The sequence below is a fragment of the Paenibacillus sp. FW126-R14 genome, assembly GCF_058789495.1.
The window spans coordinates 69,072-82,310 of record NZ_JBYTBS010000004.1; the positions used below are offsets into that span (position 1 = coordinate 69,072).

A 13,239-nucleotide genomic window follows, 5' to 3' on the forward strand; every position below is an offset into this window, starting at 1 on the left:
TGCGTTTCCATCGCACTAAAATTCAAAATGGGATAAAGTTGTTGTCATGATTCCGTGACAACAACTTTATCCCCTTACATTTACTCAAACATTTTAGCCGCCACAAACGCAAGATCCTTAATGTCAATCACGTTGTCGCCATTCACGTCCGCTTTCTTCGCCTGCTCCCAATCCGGACTGCTTGCATCTTTGCCATAATAGGCTGCTACGATGGCCAAATCGCCGATCGTCACTTTCATATCGTTGTTCAGATCGCCGGGAATGCCGGGAATCGGAGCCATGATGGCGATGCCGAAGCTTGAAGCAGCCGCTTGCGCTTCTTCGCCTTGCGCATCTCCGAGAACCGCCTTCGATACGGTGATGGTTCCCGTCGTATTGTGTTCCAAAGCCTTCGCTTTGAACGTCAGCTCCACAACTTGCGCATTGCCGCTAACCGCGTGGGCGATCCCTTGACTGACAAGGATCAATCTTAACTTGCCCGGAGACGGCTTAACAGTTTCCATAATGGAAACTCCGCCCATCAGCGACTTGGCGGAAACGAAATCCATCGTATTCGCGTCATATTCAACCGTGATATCTTGCGCCAATGCCGCTTGCGTCACGTTTTTCAACCCGAAAACAACGTTGAATGGCTCTCCGGCCGCGACCGTGCCGCCGCCCGTAAGCTCTGTCGAAAGCACCGCCTGCGAAGCCGCGATGTTGACCGTTACCGTTGCGGTATTCGACTCCGTTATACCGTCGCTTGCGCGGAACGTGAACGTATCTGTTCCGGTCACTCCCGGCGCTGGTGTATACGTAAATGCTCCTGCCACAGCATTCGTCACTACCGCCGTTCCTTTCGTACCATTGGTTGCGATAGAATACGTAAGCTCATCCTCATCCGCATCGCTAGCGCTGAGCGTACCCGAGACCGGCGTATTCTCCGTAGTCGATACCTGCATATCCGCCGCTAGCGGTGCATGGTTTTCAGGGCTGCTTAAAGTGATTTCAAGAACAGGCCGGTAAGCGGCAGTTGCATGCTCCCGGGATGCGTAAGTAATGTCGCCTTTCGAGCCTTGATTCGACGTGGAGGCGATCAGCAGCGACATTTTCTTATCGGCCGCCGCAATCGCTCCTTTCACTTGATTCGTCACATCAAAGTTGACGGGACTATAGGCTGCTGCAGCCGCCCAAGTCGCAAACGGCGCACCTCCCGCAGGCTTGTTGTTCCAGTTCACGGCTGTTTCTCCCCAGCTGTTATCGCTCACAAGCTGAGCCTGATTCGTTGTGCCGGCCATGCTTACGCCAACAGGAACGAGCGTAACTTTGGCACTCGCAATCGCACCTGTAATCGAAGCAAGATTGAATCTCAAGTACGATTGCCGGGCATACCCCGCAGCATCCTGTTTGGTCACCAAAGTATCTGCGGTTCCATAGTTCGTTCCGGCATATGTGCCGTCCCGGACATAAGCATCTGCTTCAGGCATCAGCTTAACGATTGGAACCGGTGCGGAGGACAGCTCGTTCGAAGTACCGCTCTCTCCCGCCGCATTGTAAGCTGTTACGGCAAAATAATAAGTTTTCCCGGTTTTCAAGCCCAAGACCGCAAATTGATTCGTGACGCTCACATCTCTAACATCGACCGTTTGGGTATAGACGCCGGGAGACGTGCCGTACTTCACCCGGTATCCGGCTGCTCCTTGTACTCCGCTCCAAGTCAACAGGACCTGTGAAGCACCGCCTTCTGTGCTTGCCAATACAGGCGTGTCGGGCTTAGAAGCCGCGACCAGATTGAACTTGGCTGTGAACGTCCTGCCGAATGCTCCGTTTGTATTCACCGACATCTTGATCGTCGGGCTGAACTGGGTCACGGTAATCCCGGGATCGAGGGAAACAATGCCGGTTGCGCTGCGGTTAATTTCCAGCTGAATCGTTCCCGTGTTCGCTTTCGTCGGATCGGAAATGCCGATATGGAGCTGCCCGTTCGATTCAAGCGTTGTAACCGATGCTTTTTGACTGCTGGTGAGGAGGGGTTCGTTGTTCGCATATACGGTTTTGGTCACATCGTTCCAGAAGTTGGCTCCCACTGCGTGCAGAGCGGTATCCATGACCGCATGGACATCCCCTGAATTTTCGAGAATTTGAATATCCGGGTTGGCCGCATAGCTCGCGGTTGCAGCCGCGTCTTTGCCTGGCAGCACGACATAGGCATATGAGGCATTCGCAGGCGATTTGCCATGATTGAACGCGAGGCTCAAGAACGGATTCGTCACTTGATCCGTGCTGCCTCCCGTATTGACCTGCTTCCATGTGCCTGTTCGGGATTCCCGCAGACCGGTTATGGTCGCAGTGCCAGGGAAATAGTAGCCGATATCGGAACCCGGAACGTTCCCGGCCAAAGATGCCCAATGTACATTGTTCATTTGTTCCGACCATCCGGCCCCGGCTGGCTTCGTCACACCGTCTACGGTCAACGGGTTGTCGCCATTTTCATTCAGTTTACGGTTTTCAACAATCGTTTCCACCGTGCGTGCGGCATCTGTACTCGCAATTCCCGAACCAAGGGCGACGATTTGATCGCCGAGCATGAACCACGATTTTTTACCTTGCAAAGGGCTTCCGGTATTTTGGGACAGCGAAAACTGCATCCCTGCAGAACCGTAAATTTGATCGACGGAAGAGCCTCCCACCCACGTATTCGGGTTCGCGTAGTTTTTCCAGTCCACCGGTGTTCCGCTGCCGGAACCGTCCGTAGTCGTACCCGGAAGACGGTACATATTGACCGTAGCCCAGTAATTGCCGCTGTACTGTTTCAAGTCGTTGTTGTACAGAGTCGTCATGCCGACCCCTGTGTACCAACCTTTTATATTTTCACCATTGCCATATTCAAAGGCGGAAACGCGTGGCGAAAACATGCTGATCCCTAGCCCGAAATTTTCACGAAGCTGGGAGACGCGATCCATGCCCGGAAATTGGTATTGACCTACCAGCTTGCCCTGGGGAGCGATCGACGGGTCGCTCATCAGCTTTTTGCCAAGGATCATCTCAAACATGCCCGCTCCTGTATAATAATTCGCGAACGTCGTATCGGTCGATATCCATTCCTTGACCATCCGCTTAATCTTTATCGCTTGTTCGGGCGGCGCCCCTTCTGCCAGACGAAGCAAGCTAAGGATGATGGACCGTCCCGTCGTATGATCATTCCCGCTTTGCCGCGAGATTCCCCGTCCTTTCAAGTTGTCCATGCTCGCCCCCATATAAATAAGCGGCTTGTAAGATTCCTCTACCCAGCGGTACACATTGGCCACATTCGGGTCCGTAATCCGCCATGAAGATCCGCTCAATACATAAAGCAGATCCGCCATTCTTCCGAGCAGCACATCTCCGTACCCGCCTGTATAGGCAACATAAGTATGCTGAATAAAAGAACCGTCCTCGTAAAAGCCATCTCCACTTTTTACATATAGAAAAGCGGGGCTCATCGAATCCCTGCCCAGTGTAATTTTGGCGCTCGATTTGCCGATCACGCCGCGCAGAACAACAACATAGGCTTTATCAAGCAAATTCGCGCCTGTTTCCACCACCGAGCTCACCGTTCGAATGCCGGGGTTCGGTACGAATCGGTCAATGGCTCTCATATAGTTATCAATTTGCGTCTGCGTCAAATCGTCATACATGAGCACCAGCGTGCTGTTGACGAGCTGAGGGGTTCCGATTTCCCAGTCCCACCAATTGTCATATTCGCTTTTGGATTCTTTGTACCGGTTGGCATACGCCCAATCCAAACCGCCGATAATATCGTTTTTGAGGCTTGCATTATGATAAAACGGAGAACCAATCGTCGTATAAGCAATCGCCATTTGATTCAAACGGGTATAATGCGAGGAAACCTCGGCGGATTTTGTCGTACTTTGCAGGTCTGCCCATAAAAAAGTCCGGTTCGCCGCTTTGTTCATCGTATCCCAATACCCTGTCTGATTCGTATTGCTCACCAAATCGCTCTTAAATGCGATGTTCGCAGAGATATCCGGATCATTCGGATCGTAAGCGTCTCCGCCTGTCAAATATGTAAACATTTTACCGCGAAGCACATCGTATTCGTCTACAGCACTGGAGGCCCCTAATGCAATCGACGGAGACTGCGGCAGTACAGAGATCATGACGAGCAGAGTCAGAACTAGGTGAATGGTTAATCTTTTTGCAAATGGATGCTGCCTGGATGTACCCTTCTTTTGTCTCATTAGTACCTCCTAAAGGTTCGTCTTATAAAAGAGGGGGAGAGCAACCCGCACTCTCCCCTTATCTTTTTACTCAATAATTTTAGCCGCTACAAAAGCAAGGTCGTAAATGTCAATCACATTGTCGCCATTCACATCCGCTTTCTTCGCCTGTTCCCAATCCGGGCTTGTTGAATCTTTGCCGTAATAGGATGCTACGATGGCTAGATCTCCGATCGTCACTTTCATATCGTTGTTAACGTCGCCTGGAATACCAGGAATCGGAGCTATAATGGCAATGCTGAAGCTTGAAGGAGCCGCTTCTGTTTCCCCGCCTTGCGCATCCCCAAGAACCGCCTTCGATACGGTAATGGTTCCTGTCGCATTTTGCGTCAAAGCCTTCGCTCTAAACGTCAGCTCCACCACTTGCGCATTGCCGTTCACCGCATGTGCGATGCCTTGACTGACAATGATCAATCTTACTTTGCCTGTCGATTGCTTCATCGGCTCTAGAATGGTGACACCGTCAATGACCGATCTTGCGGAAACGAAATCCATCGTATTCGCGTCATATTCGATCGTGATATCTTGCGCCAATGCCGCTTGCGTCAAGTTCTTTAAGCCAAATGCAACCTTGAACGACTCGCCGCTCGCTGCTGTACTGCCGCCAGTAAGCTCTGTCGATTGTGCCACCGGTGAAGCTGCGATGTTGACCGTAATGACAGCTGCTTCCGAATCCGCAATCCCGTCATTCGCCATGAATGTGAACGTATCCGTGCCTGTTGCGCCGGTGTTCGGGGTATACGTAAACGCTCCCGTTGCCGGATCGGTAATCACGGCGGTCCCTTTCGTGCCGTTAACAGCAATGGAATACGTCAGAGCATCCCCATCATAACGGCTGACAGCCAAGTTGCCGCTGTAAACGGCATCATGCACGGTATTCACAGTTGCACTTACGGCCGTAGGGTTCTCATACAGAGAGAGTGAAAAATCGTCGATATACGCTACCTTGCCATCGTTGCCCGCAGTCGTATTTTTCCAGGAGTAGATGTTGGCCGATGTATTCGTCGCGCCTGTCTTGAATATGACTTTGCCTTCGGAGTAGTTCAATGTGCCAATCGATTTGGAAATTTGCGTGCCGCCATAATTTTTGACGCCGATGCTTTGGGTATTTCCGGCATCCATAACTTTAATCCAGCCTCTGGCTACGTAGTAAGTGTTCGGTGTTAACCCGTTCACCACTTGTTCAGCGCCTGAATTGTTGCTAACAAATTTCACGGCATTGCTGCCGGAATGAACATGAGCCGGATCGCTGATGATGGCAGCGCCAGTCCCGTAGAACGAAGACCAGCCAGGAGGAGGCGTCGTTGTTCCTGCTTCGAATCCGCCGTTTTGCATCAGGTTGGACTGCGCAATCGCGATGGTTACGGTGCCGATATTGGAATCCAACAAGCCATCCGACGCTTTGAACGTAAAGCTATCGGTCCCTGTCACACCCGGATTAGGCGTATAGACGAACTCACCCGTACTGCTGTCTATAAGCCGAACCGTTCCCAACGCCCCGTTGCTCACGATAGAGAAATGAAGGAGATCGCCATCAGGATCGGTCGCAGACAGTTTGCCTGTTACCGGGCGGTCCGCTTTCACGCTGTACTTCGCATTTGAGATTAACGGACGATGATTGATTCCCGTCGTATCGCCTTGGAATTCGAATGCGCCAAGGTCCGCGAAGCCTTTATAAAGCGGATTGCCTGCATAATCTTTGCCGCCGTTATTGTTCACCGATATCCCTGCATTAATCGCAGGCGAGTCCGGTTGAAGTTCGTAAGCATAAGCGGTCAACAGCCCGCTTCCCGCTCCGCCCGGATGAACAAACTTCGGATCTGCCGTCACTTTGTTGGCATCGCTAGGTTCGTTGGCCGGATGAACCCCACCCGCCTCATAGAACACATTGTTGCTGAATAAAGCGTTGCTCCAACTGCTGTTCAGCCAGTTCGTAGGCGTCGAAGCGTTCGTATTATAGAAAATATTATTATAGAAGCTGTACCCGTTCTTCACTGTGTTGCCGGAGCCCATAATTTGGTTCTTACTGCCGTCGTAATAAAACACGTTATTATAAATGGAGCCTGTCGTTTTCTCGTCAAAAGCAAAATGGCGGAAAATGATCCCGTCGTTCTGGCTGACATTGTAGCGCAATACATCGTTCTCATTCGTGCCCATGAGGAGCATAAAGCCCATCGGATTGTCATGGCTGTAATTGTACTGGTAGACCGTATTGATCAGGTATTCGTCAAAATCATAAGCGCAGCCGTCCTGATTATTCGCCGGTCCTCCGGTAACCTCGTTATATTGGATCAGCGTATTCTTGGCGACTGCCAGCCAAATGCCTGCGATCGCGTTGCTGCTCGCCACCCGGGTTCCGAATTTGTTCAAATAGTTATATTCCAGTACAGCCCCGTCGGTATCCCGCAAAATAATACCGTCTCCGCCCACATCTTCCATTGTGTTGTGTCCGATATAAAAGCCTGTGTTCCAGTTGCCGTATTTAAAAGTAGCTGTCGTGGAAAAGGAATCGTCGCCTACATAGTTCGTATGAGCCGCAACGCGAATCGCGACGCGATCGACTTTGCGAATCGTATTATTTTCTATCTTTACATCATTGAATCTGGCCGCCGTAGCTTGACTCAAAGCAGCCGTGCCTTTCACGACGCCGATAATTCCGCCATTTTCTTTAGGGCCTGCGTTGTTATTGCCGTCAATATCATGGATATAGCAGTTTCGGATATAAATGTGGTTATACACCCGATCGCTTTCATTGGCATCAATGGTAAAGAAGATACCCGCTCTCAGAGCAGCCGAATCGTTATTCTCGACCGTGAAATTGTCATCATTCGTTACTTCCAGATTGTTGAGCTCCCAATATTCTTGATTTCTTAGGAAAACAGCTCCTGTATTGTAAGTCGTTGTTGAATTGTAGATCATTTTATCAAAATTGTTTCCTTGCCCGTTGATGACGGGCTTATTGCCTGTGCCGTATTGGTCGATCACGATCGGATTGCCATCGGCTCCAGAGCCTTTGGGCCATAATTGACCGTTCCATGAATCCCCTGCTTTAAGCAAAATTTTATCGCCAGGGATAAAGGTCGTGCCGCTGACTTTATTCAGCGTTTTCCACGGTGTTGCTGCGCTTAGCCCATCATTGGCATCATCTCCTGTAGATGAGCTGACATAGAAGGTATGGCTTCCCTGCCCCGAAATGGTGATGATGGCTTGACCGACGACACCGCTGCCGTCCTGCGCCGTTGCTTTTACAGTCACAGTACCGTTGGAAACGGCAGACAATAAGCCGGTGCTGCTGATCGTTGCACTTCCCGTCCCATTTTCTACGGTCCATGCTACGTTATTGGTCTCCGCTCCTCCTGGCTGGGCGGTCGCTCCCATTTGTAGCTGACCTGACCGGGAAGTTATCGCAGAAGCTCCGCCTGCTCCTGTCACAGTCAGCGATGTCATTTTGACATCAAACGTTAACTGCAGCCTATTGCTCTTTACGCCGCTTGGATCATTGGATGTCGCTTGAATGTGGACGGTGCCGGCTTTAACCGGTGTAAGAACACCTGTGTTCGAAATCGCAGCCACGTCTGTCCCATCCACAACAGCCCATGTGACGGTTGGATCTGCGGTGTCAGCCGGAATGACCGAGGCGGTAAGCGGAACAGGATCAAGCGTAGTGAATCTTGTTGCTCCCGATGGCGCTTGAATCGTTATGCCTGCCGCTTTTACGGTTTGTCCAGTGATCGTTACGTTCACGCTGTTGGAAATTTCCGGCTTGGCCGTCGAAGTTGCCGTGACCTTTACGGTTCCATTGGCCTTCGCCGACAATAGTCCGGTTGCGGAAATCTCGGCTGCATTCGTCGGTGTGCCATCTGTATTTTCTACTTTCCACACGACAGTTGGAGGTGCGCCGGCAGGAGTTACCGTCGCAGTCATTTGCAGCGTTCCTGTATCCGCTGTAATGGCCGTTGCTCCGTCTTGACCGGAGACCGTTAATCCTTGTAAATCTGCCGTCGTGACTGGGATCGATAATGGGGTCGAGAGGCTCGTACCAAGCTGTGTGGTTTTAATATCGTCATAGTAAGTTACCGTATTGTTAGGCGCCCAATTTCCTAGCAAAGCTACATATTGGTATTTGGTTTCTTTCGTTGTCGTTCCAACCAGCGTCCCGTCAATGTACATTTTGGCATCCGTACCCGAAGTGAGGTCCCATTTAAACTCATGCCAAGCTGGCGCCGTTCCTCTAGATACCGATGCAGCTGAAAAGGCAGAAGTCATAATTCTCGATACGAAATTAGTACTCGATCCCGTTGCGCCATCCCAATGTTCCCCAAGAATTAATCCATTGGATACATCGACAGCCCCAACAGGAGAACTTGTGGTTACTTTCGTCCCTACCCAAATATTATTCCGTGATTGGCCGGTTGGAGCCCCATTATAGAACCACGCCGTTACCGTGCCATTCAACGCTGCTCCCATATCAATTCTTTCGGTGTTATTGGCAGTACCAGCCCGATTAGCGCTGTATGAACCGCTATGTGCAGGAACACCGGCCCCGCTGCTGGCAATGACCGACGTATTGGTCGTGTTTGCCGCAGGATCATAACTGAAACTGCCTAAGTTCCCATTTTCAAAGCCTTCAAAATATTTCACATCCAGATACTTAACGTCCGCCTTAACATCGACAGGAACATTGCCCGCAGAGCCATCGTAGGTCAAAATACCCGTTGCATCGTTGATCGTGACGCCTTGAACGCTGGAGGAATAATGCACGCTGTTTAGCTGTGGATCCGTCGAGTTGGAAGCCGTCGTTTTCTTTAGCTCGACATTCGATCCGTCGCTCATGCGGGCCATGACTTTCAACTGTACTTGCTCGCCCAGCACCGCGATCTGCGATTTGTCAGCGACCACATAGGTGCTGACTACCGTCGGAATCGCCGACGGCGATGGGATGACTGCCGCATAGGCGGTTGGGCTGCTTATGACTGGAAATTGAACCACATTCATAGCCAAAAGTGAAACCACACCGAAGGACACAGTGCGTTTAAACGTTTTAATAAATGGCATCGTTCACGGCTCCTTTGTATCTTATGAGAAGCAATTGTCATCTCATATGATACAATATGTATTGTCCAATTCATGTGCATAATCTTTACTTTTTCGTTTAAATTCTTTACATCCATGGTGAGCGAAAAGTAGACCGGAGAAACTGCCTTCTCCGGTCTCCACACTTCCGTTTACTCTAAAATTTTCGCCGCAATCGCTGCAAGATCGATAATGTCAATGATGCCGTCTCTGTTCATATCCGCTGCTTTTACTTCCTGCCAATCTGGGCTGGAGGTTGTTTTGCCATAATGAGCAGCTGCAAAAGCAAGGTCGCCAATACTTACTTTACCGTCATGGTTAATATCTCCCGGAGTTCCTACGGTAATGTTTACCCCTACAGACGACACGGCTGCTGACGTTTCCACGCCTGCCCCGTCAGCCAACGTGGCGCTTGCCACAGCAATCGCTGCGGATGCCGGCTGCGAAACCGACTTCGCTCTAAACGTTACTTCAAGCAGCTGCGCATCGCCCGAAACCGCATTTCCAGCGCCTTCGCTAGCTAGAATAAAGCGCAATTGACCTGCCGTCTTCTTCGTATCGATAAGGCTTACTTTCTCTTTAACCGACTTGGCCGATACGAAATCCAACAGATTCGCATCGTAGTTCATAACAAGATCCTGCGCATACACTTGGCTCGTAACGCTGCCGACCCCCAACCGCACAACAAACTCAGTGCCTGCGTAGACAGAAGATGAGCTGCTGAGCGTTGTCTTCGCACTGGAAGGCACCGCTGCTTCCACTGTCACTTGACTTGTTGCCTTAAAGCCGCCGTCGACGCTTGTGGCCGTAATCGTGACCGTCCCTTTCTTCAGTCCGGTGACAATTCCCTTGCCCGCTGCACTCTCCACGCTCGCTACCGTAGGATCGCTGCTGCTCCAAGTCACGTTCTTGTTGCTCGCATTCGCAGGCTGTACAGCAGCTGTCAACGCGATTGTTTCTCCTTGCTTGACGGTTGCAGAAGACTTGTCGAGCTGCACGCCTGTTGCCGGAGTCTGCACTTCCGTATCCTCACGCACCGCACTTTTCAAGTTCGGCAGTGCTTCTGCGCCCTGAGCATTGGCGACTACCGCTGTTTCCAACGATGCAGAGGCATTCTCGTTCAGCGATGTCACTTGAAGCTTCAGCAATGCTGCATCCGGCGTAATGCCGTTCTCTGCGCTCAGCACGATTCTCGTGCGCCCGTTCGCCGACTCGTTTCGGAGTACCTTCACGCCCTCTTGCACAGGTTCTACGGCTGTCACATTCAAACCGTCCGTCGCTACCACGACGTCCATCGCTTTCGCTGCCGATGACAAGCTGCTAACCGCCAACTCATAATGCTTGAGCTGCTGCGTCGTTGGAGCGACCACTTTGGTCAACTGCAGATTCGGCGCGTCCGCTTTGTTCTGATCCTTCTGCGCTACGAACATGCCGTTAATCCCTTGCGAATCGCCGATTGTCCCGTTAATGCCCAGCGCCTTTAACACCGTGGCTGCCAAATCTTTGGTCGTTCCGCCCTGCAAAATTTTCTCCTTGCCCGTATCCGCAGCCACCGTTCTGCCGTTAGCCGCAAAGAAAATCGTTGTCGCCAGCGGTGAATCTTGACCGTGCGAAGTAGCGCTTCCCAGCGTCGTATTCGCATTTTCCGTACCTCCGCCGTGATCCGGCAGCATCAGGATGAGCGTATCGTTCAGCAGGTTTTTATCGCGAAGCGAGTTCACGACTGTGCCTACATTCAGATCCGTCTTCGTCAATTGCTCGTAATACTGCTTGGTATAGAAGCCGTAAGAGTGACCCGCATGATCCATATCATCGAATTGGATGAACATCAAGGCCGTATCCAGCGCTTTTCCGCTGGCCACATATTGGGCGAATGCAGCTGCGTCCACTTCGTCGCCTCCCGTGCCGACCTCGACACCGACTGACGGCTCAATATGACCGTCCACAATATTTTTCCATGTGGCAAAAGCCGCCAGCTTCTTGTTAGGAAGCGCTTCTCTCACCTTTTTAAAGACGGAAGGATAGGGTGAAGTTTCCGAATAATAGAACATGCCGCTATCGTCATTATTGATCTGATGCTTGCTGAAATCTACACCGTTCAGCATAGCTCCCCAGTTTGGCGATGAGCTTGACGGCAGTGTCGTTTTGGCTGTATAGCTTGCCGCCCCTTTCTCAATCAAACTCCGCAGGTTAGGCGCAATTTGCCGGGAGCCGACTTGCTCCTTCAATGAACTTGGCGTCTCCCAATACGGCGCATTTGGCATCACGGACACGCCGCCGCCGTCCATGCCGATGACGACAACCCTCTTGTAAGGAACATACTGCGCATTTGCAGCAATCTGTTTCTGCAGATTCTCCGAATTGCCCTGCGCCAGCGCAAGATCGCCTACCGTAATCACTCCGTCCTTATTCAAGTCTTCTGTCGCTTTCGGATGGATTTGAACGGTTTCAGGCTGCGATATAAACGTTTCATTTACCATTTTCGTCGTGCCGGTATAGAATTCAGCCTTGTTCACTTGAATTTGGCCTTGTCCGGAAGCTGCTTTCGTTCTGAAAAACACTTCGGAAATTCTCGATTTGCTGTATTCCAGCGGATTTGTTTGGCTGTAAACAATGCCTCCCGGAATGGTTAACTTCACAATGCCTGGCGTGGACGTATCCGCAGTTACCGCTTTCGTTGCACTTACAAATTCGAACAAGCTGCTGTCATAGGCCAGTTCGATAACGGATTTATCCACCGCCGTACTCATCGTCGGCGTGCGAAGATCTAAGTTGACTCGGAAGGTGCCCCCCTGTACGGCATGTTCAGCGCCAATTAAATTCAAGGAGCCGTTGAAATTATTATTCACCTGCTCCGGAGGCGCACTGCTAAACATGTCCCCGGCTTCCTGCGCCGTTACGGCCCGTTTGATGACCTGAAGCTCATCCACCTGCATGTCAAACGTATTCACAGCATACGCTCCCGTACCGTCGTTGCCGATCATTGTGGATAGCCCGGCATCGATCGTTCCCGTTCTGCCGGCAATATTCATGCTATTGGTGATGTTTTGATACAGTGTGCCGTTCTTCACTGAAACCGCCACGGGGACTCCGTCTTTATAGAAATCGGCCCGTCCGGTCGTTCGATCATGAGATACGACGATGTGATGCCATTTTCCATCAGCAACGTTCGGAATTTCGGCATCCGCCCTTGATCCGCCTTGTGTGTTGTAATTCCATTTCAAACTGTTATTCGGCTGTAGAGATAACACATAGCCCACATTGGCGCCGTTTGCCCAGTTTTTGTTCGAAATAACCGGCGGATCGCTCGCTACGCCAGGCGACTTCACCCAAAAGGCCAATGTAAAGCTCGTACCCGTGCCGAACTGAAGATTGGCTGGCTTGCCCAAATTCAAATATTGCCTGTTCGCACTCGTCGAAGTAAGATTGAGCGCCTTCCCGACTCTTCCCGGCAAATAGGTGGGATTCCCTGCCGGCGTAACGCTTGTAGCGTTTGCGGAGCTGTCGGCGGCATTGTCCTCAAACTTCAATTGGAGCGCTAAATCCGAAGCGGCAACTTCGGCATAGGCGGTTTGCGCCATGAACGGCAGCGCTGCCGGCAAACCTGTCGTTGCTAATAGTGCGGCTGTGAGCGTAGAAATGAAAACCTGCTTCAACGTGACTTTCATTTGGACATCCTCCCGAAATAAAATAATGGTTGAGCTGATTGCCGACACGCTTTACAAAACGAAAACAATACAAAAACACATAATAACAACCTGTTACAATGTGATCTTATTCGAGAGTTCGAAAATTGACAATACATTCGACAAAGGTTCCTACAATGCGAATTTATTCGGCTTTTTATTTTGGCAGCAGTGGTGCTGTGGACTCATTTTTTATGTTTTTTTTGTAAAAAAATATATGA

At 50.9% G+C, this 13,239-nt stretch carries 3 protein-coding genes; all 3 read right to left on the reverse strand.

Going from position 1 to position 13,239, the window contains the following annotated elements:
• Positions 1-80: 80 nt before the first annotated feature.
• The 3 genes from AC3WRW_RS03995 to AC3WRW_RS04005 all read right to left on the reverse strand — a co-directional run bounded on the left by AC3WRW_RS03995 (position 81) and on the right by AC3WRW_RS04005 (position 13,000).
• Complete coding sequence (locus AC3WRW_RS03995) at positions 81-4,220, reverse strand: polysaccharide lyase family 8 super-sandwich domain-containing protein (RefSeq protein WP_492545067.1); 4,140 nt, start codon at positions 4,218-4,220, stop codon at positions 81-83.
• A gap of 66 nt (positions 4,221-4,286) precedes the next feature.
• Positions 4,287-9,314 (reverse strand): Ig-like domain-containing protein, encoded by a 5,028-nt coding sequence (locus tag AC3WRW_RS04000; RefSeq protein ID WP_492545068.1) that lies wholly within the window; start codon positions 9,312-9,314, stop codon positions 4,287-4,289.
• A gap of 170 nt (positions 9,315-9,484) precedes the next feature.
• Complete coding sequence (locus tag AC3WRW_RS04005) at positions 9,485-13,000, reverse strand: Ig-like domain-containing protein (RefSeq protein WP_492545069.1); 3,516 nt, start codon at positions 12,998-13,000, stop codon at positions 9,485-9,487.
• Positions 13,001-13,239: the final 239 nt, after the last annotated feature.